At 71.2% G+C, this 18660-nt stretch carries 15 protein-coding genes; 4 read left to right on the top strand and 11 right to left on the bottom strand.

The genetic code is table 11. From position 1 onward, the window contains the following. Positions 1-2: 2 nt before the first annotated feature. The gene (gene xylA / locus NNL39_RS05925) at positions 3-1193 is read right to left on the bottom strand and encodes a xylose isomerase (protein WP_255160768.1); all 1191 of its coding nucleotides are present in this window, start codon (positions 1191-1193) and stop codon (positions 3-5) included. Positions 1194-1277: 84 nt separating this feature from the next. Between xylA and NNL39_RS05920 the strand changes: the two genes are divergently transcribed. Together NNL39_RS05920 and NNL39_RS05915 are read left to right on the top strand one after the other, a co-directional pair. Continuing rightward, a complete protein-coding gene (locus NNL39_RS05920) occupies positions 1278-2495 on the top strand; it encodes an ROK family transcriptional regulator (protein ID WP_255160767.1) in 1218 nt (405 codons plus the stop codon). A gap of 22 nt (positions 2496-2517) precedes the next feature. Then, positions 2518-3561 carry a LacI family DNA-binding transcriptional regulator gene (locus NNL39_RS05915; protein WP_255160766.1) on the top strand — a complete coding sequence of 348 codons (1044 nt, stop codon included), beginning with the start codon at positions 2518-2520 and terminating at the stop codon, positions 3559-3561. Here NNL39_RS05915 and NNL39_RS05910 read toward each other — a convergent pair. From NNL39_RS05910 to NNL39_RS05885, 6 genes are all read right to left on the bottom strand, one after another. Further along, positions 3558-4790, bottom strand: a complete 1233-nt coding sequence (locus tag NNL39_RS05910) for an endo-1,4-beta-xylanase (protein ID WP_255160765.1) — start codon at positions 4788-4790, stop codon at positions 3558-3560. The two genes, NNL39_RS05915 and NNL39_RS05910, sit on opposite strands and share 4 nt — an antisense overlap. Beyond that, on the bottom strand, positions 4787-7162 hold the full coding sequence (locus NNL39_RS05905) for a beta-xylosidase/alpha-l-arabinosidase (RefSeq protein ID WP_255160764.1): 2376 nt from the start codon (positions 7160-7162) through the stop codon (positions 4787-4789). The genes NNL39_RS05910 and NNL39_RS05905 overlap by 4 nt, the downstream gene beginning before the upstream one ends. Then, entirely contained in the window at positions 7159-8040 is an 882-nt protein-coding gene (locus tag NNL39_RS05900; protein ID WP_255160763.1) for a carbohydrate ABC transporter permease, read from the bottom strand. The genes NNL39_RS05905 and NNL39_RS05900 overlap by 4 nt, the downstream gene beginning before the upstream one ends. Positions 8041-8053: 13 nt before the next feature. Further along, entirely contained in the window at positions 8054-9037 is a 984-nt protein-coding gene (locus NNL39_RS05895) for a carbohydrate ABC transporter permease (protein ID WP_255160762.1), read from the bottom strand. Positions 9038-9043: 6 nt separating this feature from the next. Further along, a complete protein-coding gene (locus NNL39_RS05890; RefSeq protein WP_255160761.1) occupies positions 9044-10339 on the bottom strand; it encodes an ABC transporter substrate-binding protein in 1296 nt (431 codons plus the stop codon). 152 nt (positions 10340-10491) lie between these two features. Next, positions 10492-11727 (bottom strand): alpha/beta hydrolase, encoded by a 1236-nt coding sequence (locus NNL39_RS05885; protein ID WP_255160760.1) that lies wholly within the window; start codon positions 11725-11727, stop codon positions 10492-10494. A gap of 93 nt (positions 11728-11820) precedes the next feature. Between NNL39_RS05885 and NNL39_RS05880 the strand changes: the two genes are divergently transcribed. Then, a complete protein-coding gene (locus NNL39_RS05880) occupies positions 11821-12249 on the top strand; it encodes a DUF6069 family protein (protein ID WP_255160759.1) in 429 nt (142 codons plus the stop codon). A gap of 7 nt (positions 12250-12256) precedes the next feature. Further along, the gene (locus NNL39_RS05875; RefSeq protein ID WP_255160758.1) at positions 12257-12688 is read left to right on the top strand and encodes a MarR family winged helix-turn-helix transcriptional regulator; all 432 of its coding nucleotides are present in this window, start codon (positions 12257-12259) and stop codon (positions 12686-12688) included. On the opposite strand, the gene NNL39_RS05870 is transcribed toward NNL39_RS05875, so the two are convergent. Genes NNL39_RS05870 through NNL39_RS05855 form a run of 4 tightly spaced genes read right to left on the bottom strand, consistent with a single transcriptional unit; the run spans position 12685 to position 18660 of the window. Then, entirely contained in the window at positions 12685-13527 is an 843-nt protein-coding gene (locus tag NNL39_RS05870; RefSeq protein ID WP_255160757.1) for an aldo/keto reductase, read from the bottom strand. The two genes, NNL39_RS05875 and NNL39_RS05870, sit on opposite strands and share 4 nt — an antisense overlap. A 37-nt stretch (positions 13528-13564) precedes the next feature. Beyond that, a complete protein-coding gene (locus NNL39_RS05865) occupies positions 13565-15184 on the bottom strand; it encodes a glycoside hydrolase family 43 protein (protein ID WP_255160756.1) in 1620 nt (539 codons plus the stop codon). Then, positions 15181-16623: a rhamnulokinase gene (locus NNL39_RS05860; protein WP_255160755.1), complete on the bottom strand. Its 1443-nt coding sequence runs from the start codon at positions 16621-16623 to the stop codon at positions 15181-15183. Before NNL39_RS05860 ends, NNL39_RS05865 begins: the two co-directional genes overlap by 4 nt. Before the next feature lie 6 nt (positions 16624-16629). Then, a complete protein-coding gene (locus NNL39_RS05855; protein ID WP_255160754.1) occupies positions 16630-18660 on the bottom strand; it encodes a bifunctional aldolase/short-chain dehydrogenase in 2031 nt (676 codons plus the stop codon).

Here is an 18660-nt window from a genome sequence, read left to right as displayed (position 1 = left end):
GGCTAGCGGGCGCCCATCAGGTGCTCGGTGGCGAGCTGCTGCAGGTGCACGAAGCCGAAGCCCTTGCCGTTGAAGTAGGCGCTCGAATCGAAGGTCTCGTACGCGGTGGGGTCGGCGAGCAGGTCGTCGACCGTCTCGCCCGCGCCGAGCGTGGGCTGCGCGAGCTCGTCGACGCGGGCCGCGGCGAGCGCCGCCTGCACCTCGGGGTCGGCGCGGAACGCCGCGGCGCGCTCCTTGAGCAGCAGGTAGGTGCGCATGTTGGCGGCGGCCGAGGCCCACACGCCGTTCTCGTCTTCGGTGCGCGAGGGCTTGTAGTCGAAGTGGCGCGGGCCGTCGTACGCACGACCGCCGCCGGGGGCGCCGTTCTCGAGCAGGTCGACGAGCGAGAAGGCGTTGTGCAGGTCGCCGTGGCCGAAGACGAGGTCTTGGTCGTACTTGATGCCGCGCTGGCCGTTGAGGTCGATGTGGAAGAGCTTGCCGGCCTCGAGCGCCTGCGCGATGCCGGCCGTGAAGTTGAGGCCCGCCATCTGCTCGTGCCCGACCTCGGGGTTGAGGCCGACGAGCTCGGGGTGCTCGAGCGTCTCGATGAAGGCCATGGCGTGGCCGAGGGTCGGCAGCAGGATGTCGCCGCGCGGCTCGTTGGGCTTGGGCTCGATCGCGAAGCGGATTCCGTAGCCCTTGTCGGTGACGTACTGCGTCAAGATGTTGACGGCTTCGCGGTAGCGCGCGATCGCCGAGCGCACGTCTTTCGCGGCGTCGTACTCAGCGCCCTCGCGGCCGCCCCACATGACGAAGGTGTGTGCACCGAGCTCAGCGGCGAGGTCGAGGTTGCGCAGCACCTTGCGCAGCGCGAAGCGGCGCACGGCGCGGTCGTTCGAGGTGAAGCCGCCGTCTTTGAAGACGGGTGCGCTGAACAGGTTGGTCGTGATCATGGGCACCTTGAGGCCCGTGGATGCTGACGCAGCGATGAGCCGATCGATCTGGGTGCGCCGCTCGGCGTCGGTGGAGCCGAACGCGAACAGGTCGTCGTCGTGCAGCGTGAGGCCGTAGGCGCCGAGCTCGGTGAGCTTCTCGACGACGTGCACGACGTCGAGGGGCGCGCGGGTCGGCCCGCCGAAGGGGTCGGCACCGTTGTAGCCGACGGTCCAGAGCCCGAAGGTGAAGTGGTCGGCGGGGGTCGGCGTCGTTGCCATGGTGTCTCCTCGGTGCGGGGGTCATCCCAATTTGTTGGTTTGCACAACCTATCACGATGGCGCGCGGGGGGCCAGACTGGAGACATGCCGAACGCGAGAACCACGCCTCTCGACGCCAACGCCGTGCGCCGCCGCAACCTCTCGTCAGTGCTCGACCTCGTGCACCGCCGCCGGGGTGTCACCCGCGCCGATCTGACGCGCGCCCTGGGCCTCAACCGCTCGACCATCGGCGATCTCGTGGGCGTGCTCGTCGCCCACGGCTGGGTCGACGAGCGTGACGACGCCCGCCGATCGGGCGTCGGCCGCCCGAGCCCCCTCGTGGTCACCCGGTCGCGGTGGCTCGTGGCCGCCATCAATCCCGAGCTCGACGTCATCGACATCGCCCTCGTCTCGCTCGGCGGCGAGATCGTCGAGCGTCGGCGCACGCCCGCCGATCGTCCGAGCGCCGACGAGGTCGTGGCCGTCGCGGCGCGCGTCGTCGCCGAGCTCGCGGCCGCGCATCCTGACGCCCGGGTCCTCGCCGTCGGCGTCGCCGTTCCCGGCCTCGTTCGACGCGGCGACGGCTGCGTGCGCCTCGCCCCGCGCCTCGGCTGGCGCGACGAGCCGCTCGCGAGCGCCCTCAGTTCTGCGCTCGGCATGCCCGTCGCCGTCGCCAACGATGCGCACCTCGGCAGCCGTGCCGAGCTGACCTTCGGGGCCGGCCAGGGCGCCGCCTCGGTGCTCTACCTCAACGGCGGCGCGAGCGGCATCGGTGGCGGTCTCGTCATCGGCGGACGGCCCGTCGAAGGCGCTGCGGGCTACGCGGGCGAGATCGGGCACGTCTCGGTCGACCCGCACGGCATCGCGTGCGCGTGCGGTGCCCACGGCTGCCTCGAAGCGCTCGTGCGGCGCGGCACGCTCACGGCCGCCGTCGGGCTGACGCAGGCCGACGACGACGAGCTGGATGCCGCGCTGCAGCGGGCGGTCGCCGCCGAAGCGGCCGACGGTCCCGTGCGCACGGTCGTGCGCGAGCAGCTCGGCTGGCTCGCGATCGCCCTGCGCAGCGCCGTGAACCTGCTCAACCCCGAGCGCATCGTGCTCGGCGGGTACCTCGCGGCCCTGTGGGCGGCGGCGGGAGACGACCTGCGGCAGTCGGTGCTCGCTGACGCGCTCTCGGTGACCGCGACCGACGTGCGCATCGAGGTCGCCGCACTCGGGGCTCAGCGCCTGCTCATGGGAGCGGCCGAGCTGGCGTGGGACGGCATCATCGCCGATCCGACCGACGTTCCGCTCGATTCGACAGTCTCGACCACGGCGTCGTAAGTTTCGGCGCTAGATTCGCTTCATGATCATGACTGGAGCCGCCGAGCAGGGCGAGCGCGTGCGGCTCGCCGACGTCGCCCATGAGGCGGGCGTCTCGCTCGCCACGATCTCGAAGGTGCTCAACGGCAAGCCCGACGTCGCCCCCGACACGCGCCAGCGCGTCGAGGCGCTGCTCGCCGAGCGCGGGTACCGCCGGCGCTCGGCCTCCTCGTCAGCGCAGCCCGAGCTCATCGAGCTCGTCTTCCACGAACTCGACCGAATCTGGTCGATGGAGCTCATCGACGGCGTCGAGAGCATCGCGAAAGAACACGGGCTGAGTGTCGTGCTGACGGTGACGGGCGACCGGCACTCCCCCGGCATCGAGTGGCTCGACGGGGTGCTCCGGCGCCGACCGGCGGGCGTGATCCTCGTCTTCTCCGAGCTCGCGCCGGCGCTGCGCGAGCGCCTGCGGTCGCGCGCCATCCCCTTCGTCATCGTCGACCCGGCTGGCGACCCCTCGCCCGACGTTCCCTCGGTGGGCTCGGCGAACTGGTCGGGCGGGCTCGCCGCGACCCGGCACCTCATCGAGCTCGGCCACCGGCGCATCGCCGCCATCACGGGCCCGGACGACATGATGTGCTCGCTCGCCCGGCTCGACGGCTTCCGCTCGGCGATGAACTCGGTCGGCCTGCCGATCGACCCGAGCTTCGAGCGCTTCGGCGACTTCCACGTCGAGGGCGGGCGGCGCATCGCGCACGAGCTGCTCTCGCGCCCCGACCGGCCGACGGCGATCTTCGCGGGCAGCGACCTGCAGGCCCTCGGCACACTCGAAGCGGCCCGCGCACTCGGCCTGCGGGTTCCCGACGACCTGTCGATCGTCGGCTACGACGACATCCCCCTGTGCCGCTGGGTCAGCCCGCGGCTCACCACGGTTCACCAGCCGCTGCGGCAGATGGGCGTCGAAGCGGCGCGCCTCGTGCTCGCGATGGGCGCTGGCGACGCCGACGGATCCGGTCCCGCCGCGCGCATGGATCTCGCGACGAGCCTCGTCGTGCGCGACAGCTCGGGACCGCCGCCGGCCGCCTAGCGCGCCGGGCCGAGCACGAGCTGCGACCGACCCGTCGCGAGCGCGAGCCCCCGCGTCTCGCCGTCGACGTGCAGCGCGTAGTCGCCCGCGAAGCCCTCGATGACGACCGCCCCGTCGGCGTCGGTCACGAGCGCAGTCTCGGGCATCCACCACTCGTCTCTCAGGAGGGAGTGCAGCGCGTCGTAGGAGGGCTTGCGCGTGCCATCGGCGCGCAGCAGCCCCACGGGCGCACCGAGCCAGGCGCCTCGATCGGTGAGGCCCCAGTAGGTGATCGACGCGACGGCGGGATGCCCGACGAGCAGGCGGTAGTGCTCGACGATCTCGCGCGCCTGACGCTCCTCCCCCTCGGGCGTGGAGGGCCACGACGCCGGCCGGTAGTCGTTGAGGTCGACGATGTCGCGCGGCATGAGGTCGCCCGACACGATCGTCGTCTCGGTGAAGTGCAGCGGCAGCCCGAACTGCGCGAACCGGTCGGCGATGTCGACGAGCTCCTCGCCGCGGAAGCCCTGGTGCATGTGGGTCTGCACGCCGATGGCGTCGAGCGTCACGCCGGCGCTCAGCACCTCGTCGATCAGCCGGACGTAGTCGGCCGAGAGGTCGAAGTCGTTGATGAGCAGTCGCGCTGCGGGGTCGCACGCGCGGGCCTCGTCCATGACGCTGCGCACGAGCTGCACCCGCCCGCGCTCGCGGCAGAGTCGGCTCACGGCGTTCGGCACCCCGTCGGGCTCGTTCGTGAAGTCGGGCATGATGACGACCTCGTTGATGACGTCCCACTCGTCGACGAGGCCTGCGAAGTCGGTGGTCTCGCGGCGCACGCGCGCGAGCACGCGGCGCTCGACCTCCTCGGTCGGCAGGGCATCGAGCCACGCGGCCTTCACGGTGTGCCACACGAGCGGGTGGCCCTTGACGCGCACGCCTCGCTCGCGCAGCCAACGCGCGGTCTGCCGCATCGCCTCGGTGCGCGGATGCCCGGGCTGCGGCTCGAAGTCGCCCCAGTAGAACGGCAGCACCCCGAGGCCGAACAGTGCGAGCCAGTCGTCGGCGAGCGCGGCATCCTGCGGCGCACGACCGTTGGCGTGCTCGACGAGATCGAAGGCGATGCACCCGAATTCGAAACGGTGGCGCTGCTGCTCGACCTGCACCGCGCGCCCGGCGAGGGGTGCGCCGTCGTCACCGACCACCGTGACCCGGGCGCGTCCCCGACGGTGCGCGAGCGGATCGGTGGTCACGGGCCGAGCACGACCTGGAACCGCGGGTGCAGTGCCCGGTCGGCCCCGACGGCGCGCGCCTCACCCGTCACCACGACGGTCGTCGTGAGCGGGATATCGGCGCTCGAGCGGCCGAATCCGAGCACGATGTCACCCGGCTCGACGATGCGCTGGCCGTCGCGCCCGGTGAAGCTCGTGAGGGCGATCGGCACCGCCACCGCCACGCGTGCGCTCGAGCCCGCGGGCACAGTCACCCGCTGGAAGCCGATGAGCCGCTGCACGGGGCGCACGATCGACGCGGTGGGGTCGTGCAGGTAGAGCTGCACGACGTCGGTGAGCTCGCGGTCGCTCGGGTTGACGAGCCGCATCGAGAGCATGACCTCGCCGTCGACCGCTGTCTCGCGGTCGGGGCTCTCGAGATCGGTCCAGACGAGCTCGCCGTAGCCGAGACCGTGCCCGAAGGGGTAGGCCGCCGTCGGGTCGATGTTCGACACGTCGGTCGCGCGGGCGAGCGGCGCGGCGAGGTACGTCGACGGCTGCACGCCGGGGTGGGCCGGGATGCTCACGGGCAGTCGCCCCGTCGGCGCGACCCGCCCGCTCAGCACGCCGGCGATCGCCGCCGCACCCTCCTCACCGGGGAAGAAGGCCTGCACGATCGCCGCGGCCCGCTGCGGAGCCGAGCCGAGCGCGTACGGCCGCCCGGTGAGCAGGACGACGACGACGGGCGTGCCCGTGTCGAGCAGCGCGTCAAGCAGCTGCTGCTGGGCGCCGGGCAGCGAGAGGTCGGGAGCGTCGCAGCCCTCACCGCTCGTGCCGCGGCCGAAGAGCCCCGCGCGGTCGCCGAGCACGACGATGGCGACGTCGGCCGTGCGCGCGGCATCCACCGCGGCGGCGATGCCGTCGAGCTCACCGTCGTCGACGCCCGTGCCGCGCTCGCGCACGATGTCGGCTCGGGGGAATTCGGCCCGCAGGGCCTCGCTCACGGTGGCGATCTCGATTCCCATCGCGACGCCCTCGTGCTGCGAGACGACGTGGGTGGGGAACGAGTAGCAGCCGAGCATCGCGTAGGGGTCGTCGGCGTTGGGGCCGATGATCGCGATGCGCGGGGGCGCGGCGAGCGGCAGCACGCCCGTGTTGCGCACGAGCACCACCGAGCGCTCGGCGAGCTCGCGCGCGAGCGCACGGTTGGCCGGCGAATCGAGGTCGACCGCGCCGCGCACCGCCTCGAGGTGATCGGCGTCGCGCCCGACGAGGGCCGCGGGCACGGGGCTGTAGTCGGCATCGAGCAAGCCGAGTTCGAGCTTCTGCAGCAGCACACGGCGCAGCGCCTGGTCGATGAGGGCCTCGGCGACGACGCCCTGCTCGACGGCGGCCCGCAGCGGCTCGCCGAAGGTCTTGACGGTCGGCAGTTCGACATCGATACCGGCCTCGATCGCGGCACCCGCCGCCTCGGCCCAGGTGTCGGCCGTGCCGTGCAGCAGCCGCAGGAAGGCGATGGCGAAGTAGTCGGCGACGACGGTGCCCGAGAAGCCCCACTGCTCGCGCAGCAGCTCGGTCAGCAGCCAGCGGTCGGCCGCGCTCGGCACGCCGTCGAGGTCGCTGTACGAGTTCATGACGCTGCGCGCCCCGCCCTCGCGCACGGCCATCTCGAAGGGCGGCAGCAGCACGTCGGCGAGCTCGCGCGGCCCGACGGAGACGGGCGCGAGATTGCGACCGGCGCGCGACGCGGAGTAGCCGACGAAGTGCTTGAGCGTTGCGACGATGCCGGCCGACTCGAGGCCGCGCACGTACGCGGTGCCGACCGTGCCGACGAGGTACGGATCCTCGCCGATGGTCTCTTCCACGCGCCCCCAGCGGGCGTCGCGCACGACGTCAAGCACGGGGGCGAGGCCCTGATGGATGCCGACCGAACGCATGTCATCGCCGATCCGGCGGGCCATGCGCTCGACGAGCTCGGGGTCGAAGCTCGCGCCCCAGCTCAGCGGCACCGGGTAGGCCGTCGCTCCCCAGGCCGCGAAACCCGCGAGGCACTCCTCGTGGGCCATGGCAGGGATGCCGAAGCGGCTGCGGTCGACGATCCGGCGCTGGGTGCTCGCGAGGGAGAGCGCCGCGACACCCGCGTCGACGGGGGCCGTGCCGAAGGGCCGGGTCAGCTGGCCGAGGCCGTGCTCGAGCAGGGCATCCAGATCGACGGCGTCGTCCATCTCGTGCTGGTGCGGCGCGACGTCGCCGCCGCCCGTGTCGGCGCCGACCCACACGCCGTAGAGCTGGGCGATCTTCTCGGGCACGGTCATGGCGACCACGAGGGAGTCGACGCGCTGCTCGGGAGACAGCGAGCGATCGTGCCAGGGCGCGGCGGCACCGACGGCGGTGTGCGAGGTGTGCACGGTCATCCCTTCACGGCTCCCGTCAGTCCGCCGACGATGCGCTTCTCGGCCGCGAGGAAGAACGCGAGCGCGGGCAGCATCGAGAGCGAGGTGTAGGCGAGCACGGCGCCGGTGTCGGCCGAGTACTGGGTCGAGAACTGCTGCACGCCGAGCGGCAGCGTCCAGAGGTCTTGCGGCATGCCGCCCGCGGCGAGCACGAGCAGCGGCAGCAGGTAGGCGTTCCAGCTGCCGATGAAGGCGAGCACGCCGACGGTGACGAGCCCGGGAGTCGACAGCGGCAGCAGGATGCGCCAGAAGAAGCCGACGCGCGTCGCGCCGTCGATCACCGCGGCCTCTTCGAGCTCGGCCGGGATCGCGCGCAGGAACGGGACGAGGATGATGATCGTCGTCGGCAGCGCGAACGCGACCTGCGGGATGATCAGGCCGAGGAACGAGCCCTGCAGCCCGATGTCGCGCAGCAGCACCGTGAGCGGGAGGGCCGCCACCGTGAGCGGGAACATGAGGCCCGCGGCGAAGAGCGCGTACAGGGCGGCCCGCCCGCGGAAGGTGTAGCGCGCGATCACGAACGCGGCCATGACGCCGAGCACGACGACGCCGAGGGTCGTGCCGAGGCCCACGAGCGACGACGAGAACACCGAGCCCCAGAAGCGGCTCGAGGTGAGCACGCCGATGTAGCTCTCGAGCGACCAGGGGTTCGGCCATCCCGCCGGATCGGCGTTGATGTCGGGTGTCGTGCGGAAGCCGCCGATCCAGACATAGGCGACCGGCGCCACCGAGATCACGACGACGAAGAGCGCGACGAGGTAGACGCCCGGCTGGCTCCAGTCGAAGGCCTTCCGGCGCTTCAGGGGGCGCGCAGCGGTGGCGTGGGCGGGGCGGGTCATTGCAGTCGTCATGTCAGCGAACTCCGCTCGTCACAGCACCGGCCAGGTCGCGTCGCATCGCGAACCGCTGGTACAGCAGCGCGACGGCGAGCGAGATGGCGAAGAGGATCACGGCGATCGCGCTGCCGTAGCCGTACTGGCCCTGCCCGTACTGGATCAGGTAGACGGCCATCGTGTTGGTCGCGCCGACCGGCCCGCCCTTCGTGGTGACCCAGACCATGTCGAACAGCTGCAGCGAGCCGATCATCGACAGGAAGATCCAGATGCGAATGGTCGGCGCGAGCAAGGGCAGCGTGATGCGGGTTTGGATCTGCCACCAGTTGGCGCCGTCGATCGCGGCGGCCTCGTGCAGTTCTTCGGGCACCCCCTGCAGTCCGGCGAGCATGAGCAGGATCGCGAAGCCCAGATACTTCCAGGTCAGGATGCTGAACATCACCCACAGCGCGATGTCGGGGTTGGCGAGCCACGGCTGTGTGAACGCGCCGAGGCCCATCGCTTCGAGCAGGGCGTTGACGCCGCCGCGCGGCGAGAGCAGCAGCTTCCACGAGAGGCCCGCGATGACTTCGGCGAGCACGTAGGGAACGAAGATGAGGGCGCGGATGAGGGCGCGGCCGGGCAGTTTGCGGTTGAGCAGCAGCGCGATGCTGATGGCGAGAGGGCCCTGGATGAGCACGGAGGCGACGAGGATCGTGCCGTTGTTGCCGATCGCGCTGAGGAACTGCGGGTCGCTGAACGCGCGGATGTAGTTGTCGAATCCGACGAAGCGCTCGAGCGGACCGAGGCCGTTCCAGTTGTAGAGGCTGTACACCCCTGCGAGCACGACGGGCGCGATCACGAAGGTGACGAAGACGATGAGGGCCGGGCCGGCGAAGAGCGCGATCTCGAGCCACTTGCGGCCGGTTCCCGCGCGGCGGCGCGGCACGGCGGGGCGGACGGTGGGCGGCGTGGGGGCAGGGCCCGCGGAGACCGCGGGCCCTGCCGTCAGGTGATCAGTCATCAGTGGTTACAGCGCGGCGGCCGTGTCCTTCAGCGCCGTCACGACGTCTTCGGGAGTACCCACGCCACCGAAGATGTTCACGATGGCCTGGTTCAGCGGGTTGCCGAACTCCGGGCCGAGGGCGCTGTCGAGCCACAGCTGCACGAACGACGATCCGGCGAGACCGCTCGCGATCTGCTGGAGGTTCGGGTCGCTCAGGCTGTCGGCCGCGGCCGGGTGCGCGGCAATGCCGGCTCCGGTCTCGGCGAAGCGCTGCTGCACCTCGGCGCTGTGGATGTACTTCAGCAGCTCGACCGCGATGTCGGGCGCGTCAGCGCTGACACCGAAGCCGTCGCCGCCGCCCATCGTGACGGTCGGGTCGCCCTCGCCGCCGGGGACGGTCGGGAAGGGGAACCATCCGAGGAACTCGGGAACCGTGGTGTCGGCCGTGAGCGAGCCGATGACGCCCGAGTTCCACGGACCCATGAACTCCATGGCGACGTTGCCGTTCGCGACGAGACCGGCCGAGCTGTCGGCACCCGTCTGCGCCGGCGTCGCGAGGAAGCCGTCGTTGAAGGGCTCGGTGGCGAGGAACTCTTCGAGGTTCTCGCCCGCCTCGATCCAGCACGGGTCGTCGAACTCGCGCGCCGGGATCGCGGTCTGCAGGGTCTCGACCGAGCAGGCGTTGAGCGCGAACTGGTACCACCAGTGACCGGCCGGCCACAGGTCGCCCGCGCCGACTGCGATGGGGGTGATGCCCTCGGCCTTGAGCGCCTCGTTGGCCTCGACGAGCTCGTCGAGGGTCTCCGGCGGCGCGTCGATGCCGGCCTGGGCGAAGAGGTCCTTGTTGTACCAGATGCCCGTGACGCCGAACGAGAACGGCAGCGCGTACTGGGCGCCGTCGACCTCCCACGGCTTGACCGCTCCGCCGATCTCGGCGATCAGGTCGGCGGCGTCCTCGGTGAGGTCGCGCAGGTAGCCCGCCTCGGCCTGGGCGCGCACCTCGCCACCGGGCCACACCTGGAACACGTCCGGTGCATCCCCCGACTGCAGCGCGTTCGGAATCAGGGTGCGCTGCAGGTCTTCGTTCTGGTAGCCGGTGACCTCGACGGTGACGCCGGGGTTGGCCGCCTCGAACTCGGCGGCCACATCGGCCCAGAGACCCTGCAGCGGGTCAGACGTGGCGTTGTGCCACCACCGGATGGTGACGCCGTCACCCTTTCCGGCGTTGTCATCGGCGGGGGTGCAGGCTGCGAGGGCCCCGACGGTCACGCTGACCGCGGCGATCGCAGCCCAGCGAGTTGCTGCTCTCTTGTTCATCATTGAACCTCTCGAAAGTTTCGACATCTTTGCCGAAAGTGATCCGGACATCCCGAATATACGTCGGGGTCTAATTGCTGTCAACAACAACATATTTCGATCGGGTCACGGCACGCGGCCGCAGCGGCGCCGGGCGGAGCACGGTCGATCGCGGGTCAGCCGACCGGGTCGACGTCGAGCGCGAAGCGCAGCAGCGCGGCCCGCCAGATGCTCGCGCCCACCCCCGTCGAGGGCACGAGCACGCCGTGGTCGGCGAAGGGCACCTCAACGCGCTCCACCGGCACGCCGAGCGCCAGCGCAGCGGCCGCGAGCTCGCGCGCGCCGTCGGCGGGCACGAGGTGATCGTGCTCGACGGTCAGCAGCAGCGTCGGCGGCGCATCCGCGGCCAGGTGCGTCAGGGTGGTCGTCGCGGCGATGCGATCCGGATGCTCCCCCGGTGCGCCCCCGAGATACCGCTCGGTCATCGTGCGCGAGTAGCGGCTCATGAACGGGTCGGGGTTCGCGTGGAACCCCGCGGGGTCGACGACGGGAACCGCGCCCGCGACCCCCGCCGGCACGGGCACGGCGCCGCCGCACGCCGAGGTCGCGGTGCCTGCCGCCGCCCGGTATCCCGTGGTGAGGGCGAGGCCGCCGCCGGCCGAGGATCCGGCGAGCACGATGCGCCGCGCATCCACCCCGTACCGGTCAGCGTGCTCGGCCGTCCAGACGAGCGCGCACGCCACCTGGTCGCCGGCGATGTTCCAGGTGGGGCGGTTGCGCGTGGCGAGCGTGTAGTCGATCGCGAGCACGACGAGCCCGGAGTCGGCCAGCCGACGCAGCGAGTCGGACTGCCGTGTGCGGTCGTGCAGCATCCAGCCCCCGCCGTGCACGACGACGACCGCGGGCAACGGCTCGCGCGGCGCCGCCGAGCCGGGCAGGTAGACGTCGACGCGCAACTCTCGACCGTCGTCGTCGACGAGGTAGACCTGGCTCGCGTCGGGGGCGGCCGAGAGCGAGGGGCCGCCCGACGCGAACCCGAACGCCGACACGGTCGCCCCCTGAGCCGCCGCGAAGGACGCGGTCGTGGCGAGCGCCGAGGCGAGCACGCTCGAGGCGATGAGCGCGAGCGCCGCGAGCCCGGCGGTGACGCGGCGGCCCGCGCGACCGGCGAGGCGGGCGCTCGAGCGGCGGCCGCCACGGGCGAGGCCCGCGAGCCCGGCGGCGAGGGCGAGGCCGGCGGCGGCACCCCACCCACCGAGGGTCAGCACGTGCCAGCGCCCCGCGAGACCGAGCAGCGGAAGAGCGGGAGCGAGCGCTCCGAGCGCGACGAGCGCGAGCCCGAGGGCCGCGAGACCGCCGACGACGACGAGCGCGGGCCGCGCGAGGGCGGCGGTGCGCTCGCGCAGGGTCATGCGCTGATTATGTGCGATCGACGCCGCGGGAATATACATAGCCGGCTAACGTTATTCCTGACGACCCTGTCCCCCTCCGGAATGAGGAACCCCATGCGACCACTGCTGCGCCCCGCCCTGCTCGCCCTCTGGACCACCGCCCTCGTCGCGATCGCCGCCAACCTCGTCGTCGTGCTGAGCGGCACGGCTGCCAACGGCGAGCTCATCGTCGTCGACCAGCAGGGCATGACCCTCGTGGTCGACGCCCTGCCCACGATCGCCGCGAGCATCGTCGGCGCTCTGCTCGCCGCCGTCGGAACGCTCATCATCGTCCGCGTCCTCCCCCGGCGCGGCATCCTCGTGTTCGTCATCGCCGGCGCGATCGTGACGCTGCTCTCGCTCTTCGGCACGACCGCGGCCGTCACCGCCACGGGCGTCGCGACGCTCATCGTCATGCACCTCGTCACCGGTACAGTCGTGGTCGTCGGCAACGCCGTCATCCACTCGAGAGCGAAGGGCAATGCAGCCGTCTCGACTCGATAAGGCGCTCATGGCCGCCGCGCGGGCCCACCGCCGCCGCGCGGCCCTCGCCCTTGCGCCGCTCGGACTGCACCCCGGTCAAGAGTTGCTACTCAGCATCCTGGCGAAGCGGGGGTCGGCCACGCAGGTGCAGCTCGCCCGCATTCTCGGCGTCGAGCCGCCCACCATCGCCAAGATGGTCGGGCGGCTCGAGGCCGCCGGGTTCGCCGAACGCATGGCCGACCCGCGTGACGCGCGCGCCAAGCTCGTGAGCCTCACCGATCAGGGCAGGGATGCGGCCGCGCACGTCGGCGCCGTGTGGGCCGAGTTGAGCGCGCTCACGGCCGCCGGCCTCACGCCCGACGAGGCCGCCGAGCTGACCCGGCTGCTGACCGTGGTGGCGGATCGCCTCGGGCGCGACGACCTCGCGACGACAAACCCCTCGACGCCCGACGCGCGCTAGACGGCGACGCCGCGCGACGCGAGGTCGCCGAGCAGCGCCTGCCGCAGCTCATCGTCGACCGGCTCGGCCATGGCGCCGATCGCATCGCGCACCGACTCGACCCGGGTCGAGCCGATGACCGGCCAGTAGCCGGGCAGCACGTCGAGCACGGCGGCGAGCGTCAGGCGGTGCACCGAGGCCGCGCGCTGCGTCGCGAGCGCGGCGACGTGCGGAACGCGTGTGGCGAGGGGCGCGGCGCGGGGGCCGCCGAACGGCGCGTAGCCGAAGAAGTCGATGCCGGCATCGCGGCAGTGCCGATACTCGGCGAAGCTGTCGACGCCCAGGCCGAGGCGGTTCTGCACCGCGTCGATCGGCGCGACCGCGAGCGCGCGGTCGATGAGCTCGGTCGACGCGTTCGACAGCCCGACGGCGCGCGCGAGCCCCTCCTCCCGCAGCGCGGCGAGCGTCGCCACCGACTCCTCGAGGTCGTCGACACGGTCGGCACGGTGCAGCAGCAGGAGGTCGAGGGGGCCGCCGAGCAGCTCGACGCTGCGCGCGGCGTCGGCGCGCATCCGGTCGACGCCGCCGTCGGAGTGCCAGGCCGAGGCTCCCGCCCGGTAGTGTCCGGCCTTCGTGATGATCGGAAGCCCCGGGCGCCGTTCGCGGCCCTCGGCCGCGAGCCGCTCGCCCACGCCGTCGTCGTCGACGCGCGCGTAGGCTCGCGCCGTGTCGAGCGCGAGCACGCCGTCGTCGACGGCCGCCGCGATCACGGTGCGCGCGTTCTCGTCGGTCGCGCCCTCGTTGAGCACGAGGGCGGCGATGCCGAGCACGACGCCGGGTCGATCGAGCACGGGGGTCACGGTCTCGAGCGTAGAGGTCAGCGACGGTGCACTGCCATCAGAGGGCGGGAGCGACTGCCGCGGTCGCGATGTCGGTGGCGCCCAAGGGCGGTACGGCAGCAGATTCGTGCACGGTCACGACGATCTCGACCGGCAGTCCGTCTGCATCGGAAGCTCGATCCGGCGCTGCCGCCACCAGCATCAAGTGCACGCCCGTGAACCACTCGGTGGCTTCTGCCGAGAACAGCCGCGCGCGACAGCGGACCGTGGCGAGTTCGCGCCCTGCAGAGTCGTGTAGGGCAACGCGATAGCGCTCGGGCCGAGCATCGAGTTCCAGCAGAACCTTCGCGCTCACGGACGTGAGCGGCATCTTTCGGGTCTCCCGGGAGCGCACGTCATCGATGCAGAGCTCAGCGACCACCTCGACATCACCACCCATCACGCGAACGGTGATCGCACACCAGTGCTCCGCATCGGACCAGAAGCCCCCACCGACGGCCGCATCGGATTCCCCGATCGTCGGCAGACCGAGCTCGACAACCTGACGGTGCTCGTCTTCGAGCTGAGCCGACAGCCGGGCCCCGATCGGAGCGGCACGGGAGAGTGCGTCGGAGATCGACGCGTCCCAGCGTAGACCGACCGGGACGGCGACAGTCATCGCATCGGCAGCGAGCCATCGACCGGGGTCACCGAGCGTGCGCCACTCGGCGGCGTGGTCACGCACCGACGGGGTGCTGCGCGATGCGGGGAGAGGCTCACGATCGACAGCCATGTCGAGGTCGACCCGACCCTCCGCCCCGAGCACCGGCCATCCGTCACGCCACTCAACCGGCAGGAGGAACGTCTCTCGACCGAGGTTGTGGTGCACGGTGAGGGGCCCGGAACCCTGGTGTCGAGTGCCGAGGCACAGCGCCCACCACTCACCGGCAGGAGTATCGATCAGTTCGGCGTGTCCGACCGACTGCACCGGATGCCCGACCCGATGACGGTGAGTAAGGACGGGGTTGTCGGGACACGGCTCGAAGGGGCCGAAGGGGGTTCGGCTCCGAGCGACCGTCTGCATGTGACCCTTCCACGTGCCGCCCTCGGCGGCGAACAGGTAGTACCAGTCACCGATGCGGTAGAGGTGCGGACCCTCGATGTCGTTCGAGCACCATCCTTGATGATCGGGGGTAACCGCGACGAGTGGGCCGAGCACGCCAGAATCGATATCGATCTCCGCCTGCACGACGGGGCCGAGCCGACCGTCGGGAAGAGGGTCGAGGCTGCGGCGCGTGTAGATCCATCGCCCGTCATCGTGGAGAAGAGACGGGTCGAATCCGGCCTCGTCCTCCCAGATCGCGTCGGACCACGGGCCCGCTGGATCGTCAGCGGTCACAAGGAAGTTGCCCTGCCCGGGGGCGACGTTCGTGCACGCGATCACGAATCGTCCGTCGCCATAGCGAATGGTGGGCGCGAACAGACTCACAGCCCCCGGTTGCCCGTCACGTCGCACCTGCGAGGACCGCTGGACGGCTGCACCGATCACGGTCCACGTGATGAGGTCGGTGGAGTGCCGGATGACGAGGCCCGGGAAGAGCTCGAATGAACTCGTGACGAGGTAAAAGTCGGCTCCGACCCGGACGACGGACGGGTCAGGTGCTGTCCCCCGAACGACAGGGTTCCTATAGCGGATCACCTCAACGCGGGGAGGCGAGGCGCGAACTGAACCGGAGTGTGCGACGCGGCGACGATTTCTCGCAGTCGCTCGACCGTCGCATGAGCACCCAGAACACCGCGCGTGTCTGCCGCCCTCGCCTGGACGAGCACGTTGCCGATCGCGGTCGCCTCCACCGGCCCAGCCTTTACGGGCAGCCCGGAGCGGTCAGCCACCAATTGGCAGAGGAGAGCATTGAGGGCCCCACCGCCGACCAGGTGGATCACCCCGACCTCTCGCTTCGCAAGACCACGCGCCGTCCGAACCGTATCGGCGAACGCGACCGCAAGGCTCTCGATGATGCAGCGCGTGAACTCGGCACGACTCCGCGGGACCGGGAAGCTCTGCTCGCGCAGCTGCTCAGCGATCCGGGCCGGCATGTCGCCCGGGGGCATGAGCCGGGGGTCGTTGGCGTCGAAGGTCGGCATCGGCGCGGTCACGGCAGCGGCCTCGGCGAGCAGGGCGCTGAGGTCGATCGACCCTGACTCCGCCTCCCAGGCGCGCACCGACTCGCTCAGCAACCACAGCCCCATGACGTTGTGCAAGAACCGCACGCGGCCGTCGACGCCACCCTCGTTCGTGAAGTTCGCCGCGCGGCTGTCGTCGGTGATCACCGGATGCTCGAGCTCAAGCCCCACGAGCCCCCAAGTGCCGCAGCTGATGTAGACGGCCTCGGGCCGCACCATGGGCACGCCGACGACGGCCGACGCCGTGTCGTGGGATCCGACGGCCGTGACCCGCACTCCGGCAGGCGCACCGAGCTCGGCGGCGAGGTCAGCTCGCAGCGGCCCGAGATCGTCACCCGGCTGCACGAGCTCGGGAAAGAGCCCGCGCGGCAGCCCGAGGCGCGCGATGAGCGCCTCGTTCCACTGCCGGGTGCGGGGGTCGAGCAGCCCGGTGGTGGAGGCGTTGGTGACCTCGGCGACTACGCGACCGGTCAGCCAGAAGGCGACCAGGTCGGGGATGAGCAGCATGTGGTCGGCGGCGGCGAGCCGCTCGGGCGGCTCCGCGGCGAGCTGGAAGACCGTGTTGAACGGCAGGTGCTGCAGGCCCGAGAGGGCATAGAGCTCGTCGGGCGGCACGACGGCGTGCACCGCGGCGACCCCGCGCGCGGTGCGGTCGTCGCGGTAGTGGAAGGGCTCGGCGAGCATCCGTTCGCCCGCCATCAGCGCGTAGTCGACCGCCCACGAGTCGATGCCGATCGAGGTGATCTGCGGGTCGTCGAGGAAGGCCTGCCGCAACCCGGCGAGGATGTGTCCGCGCAGCGCCTTGATGTCCCAGTGCAGGCCGTCGTCGCGCTGCACTGGTCCGTTCGGAAAGCGCGCGACCTCGACCAGGTCGAGCGCGTCCGTGTCGACGATGGCGCGCATGACCCGGCCGCTCGTGGCGCCCAGATCGATGGCGGCGACGTGGATGCTCACCGCCAGCTACCGCAGGAATGCCGCGGCGACACCCGCGTCAACGGGAATGTGCAGGCCGGTGGTGTGCGAGAGCTCGGGCCCGGTGAGCACCGCGACTGCGTTGGCCACATGGTCGGGCAGCACCTCGCGCTTGAGGATCGTGCGCTGCGCGTAGAACTCGCCCAGCTTCTCCTCCTCGATGCCATACGTCTTCGCCCGATTGGCACCCCACCCGGCGGCGAAGATGCCCGAGCCGCGCACGACCCCGTCGGGGTTGATGCCGTTGACCTTGATGCCGTGCTCGCCGAGCTCGACGGCCAGCAGCCGCACCTGGTGCGCCTGATCAGCCTTCGCCGCCGAGTAGGCGATGTTGTTGGGGCCGGCGAACACCGAGTTCTTGCTCGAGATGTAGATGACGTCGCCGCCAAGCCCCTGGTCGATGAGCACCCGCGCGGCGGCCTTCGACACGAGGAACGAGCCTTTCGCCATGACGTCGTGCTGAAGATCCCAGTCGGCTTCGGTCGTCTCGAGCAGCGGCTTGCTGAGCGACAGCCCGGCGTTGTTCACGACGATGTCGATGCCGCCGAACGCGAGCACAGCATCCTGGATGCCCTTGGCGATCTGGGCCTCGTCGGTGACGTTGACCTGAACGCCGATCGCGACGTCGGTCGACCCGAGCTCGGCCGCGGCGGCCTGCGCCTTCGCGAGGTCGAGGTCGGCGATGACGACGCACGCGCCCTCGGCCGCGAGGCGCGTGGCGATGGCCTTGCCGATGCCGCTCGCGGCTCCCGTCACGAAGGCGACACGCGTGGCGTGGCTCTTCGGTTGCGGCATCCGGGCGAGCTTGGCCTCTTCGAGTGCCCAGTACTCGATACGGAACTTCTCGGCGTCGCTGATGGGCGTGTAGGTGCTCACCGATTCGGCGCCGCGCATGACGTTGATGGCGTTGAGATAGAACTCTCCGGCGACACGCGCAGTCTGTTTGTTCGCACCAAAGCTGAACATGCCGACACCCGGTATGAGCACGATGAGCGGGTCGGCGCCCCTGATCGCTGGAGAGTCGGCGTCGGCGTGCTTCTCGTAGTAGGCCGTGTAGTCGGCGCGGTACCGCTCGTGCAGTTCTGTCAGACGCTGGATGCTCGCCTCGACGCTCGCCCCGGCCGGCAGGTCGAGCAGCAGGGGTTTGACCTTCGTGCGCAAGAAGTGGTCGGGGCAGCTCGTGCCCAGCTCGGCCAGGGCCGGAGCCTTCGCCGAGGCGAGGAAGTCGAGCACCCGCGGGTCGTCGCTGAAGTGCCCGACCATGGGGCGGTCGTGGCTGGCAAGACCTCGGATCGTGGGCGCGAGCGCGGCGGCCTTCGCGCGACGCTCCTCGGCCGGAAGCGCCCCGAAACCCTTGCGCTCCCGACCGAAGGGAGCCTTCTTGCCCTTCGCGTCGAGATAGGCCTGCGCGGTGTCGATGATCCAGCGGCTGTTTTTCTCGCACTGCGCGCTCGTGTCGGCCCACGCCGTGATGCCGTGGCCGCCGAGGATGCAGCCGATCGCCTGCGGGTTCGCGGCCTTGATGGCGGCGATGTCGAGTCCGAGCTGAAAGCCGGGGCGGCGCCACGGTACCCACACGACCTTCTCGCCGAAGATCTTCTTCGTCAGCTTGTCGCCGTCTTTCGCCGTGGCGATCGCGATGCCGGCATCAGGGTGCAGGTGGTCGACGTGGGCCGCATCCACCAGCCCATGCATCGCGGTGTCAATGCTGGGGGCCGCGCCGCCCGTGCCGTGCAGGCAGTAGTCGAACGCCGCGACCATCTCGTCCTCGCGGTCGAGGCCCGGGTAGACGTTGACGAGCGCGCGCATGCGGTCGAGCCGCAGCACGGCAAGACCCTTCTCGGCCAGCGTGCCGAGGTCACCGCCCGAGCCCTTGACCCAGAGCAACTCGACCTGCTCACCCGTGACCGGGTCGATCTCAGTGCCCTTGGCCGAAGTGTTGCCCCCGGCATAGTTGGTGATGTGCGGCTCGGCGCCGAGGCGATTGCTGCGGGCGATGAGGTCGTTCGTGACCGTCAT

Origin of the sequence: Microcella humidisoli (assembly GCF_024362325.1) — a bacterium.
Lineage (GTDB): Bacteria > Actinomycetota > Actinomycetes > Actinomycetales > Microbacteriaceae > Microcella > Microcella humidisoli.
This window is presented reverse-complemented; position numbering and strand designations above follow the sequence as displayed.

Coding starts and splice junctions, on each gene's coding strand:
- xylA (WP_255160768.1), bottom strand. CDS start 1,193: ATGGCAACGACGCCGACCCCCGCCGACCACTTCACCTTCGGGCTCTGG.
- NNL39_RS05920 (WP_255160767.1), top strand. CDS start 1,278: ATGCCGAACGCGAGAACCACGCCTCTCGACGCCAACGCCGTGCGCCGC.
- NNL39_RS05915 (WP_255160766.1), top strand. CDS start 2,518: ATGATCATGACTGGAGCCGCCGAGCAGGGCGAGCGCGTGCGGCTCGCC.
- NNL39_RS05905 (WP_255160764.1), bottom strand. CDS start 7,162: ATGACCGTGCACACCTCGCACACCGCCGTCGGTGCCGCCGCGCCCTGG.
- NNL39_RS05900 (WP_255160763.1), bottom strand. CDS start 8,040: ATGACCCGCCCCGCCCACGCCACCGCTGCGCGCCCCCTGAAGCGCCGG.
- NNL39_RS05895 (WP_255160762.1), bottom strand. CDS start 9,037: ATGACTGATCACCTGACGGCAGGGCCCGCGGTCTCCGCGGGCCCTGCC.
- NNL39_RS05890 (WP_255160761.1), bottom strand. CDS start 10,339: ATGATGAACAAGAGAGCAGCAACTCGCTGGGCTGCGATCGCCGCGGTC.
- NNL39_RS05885 (WP_255160760.1), bottom strand. CDS start 11,727: ATGACCCTGCGCGAGCGCACCGCCGCCCTCGCGCGGCCCGCGCTCGTC.
- NNL39_RS05880 (WP_255160759.1), top strand. CDS start 11,821: ATGCGACCACTGCTGCGCCCCGCCCTGCTCGCCCTCTGGACCACCGCC.
- NNL39_RS05875 (WP_255160758.1), top strand. CDS start 12,257: ATGGCCGCCGCGCGGGCCCACCGCCGCCGCGCGGCCCTCGCCCTTGCG.
- NNL39_RS05855 (WP_255160754.1), bottom strand. CDS start 18,660: ATGACGGTCACGAACGACCTCATCGCCCGCAGCAATCGCCTCGGCGCC.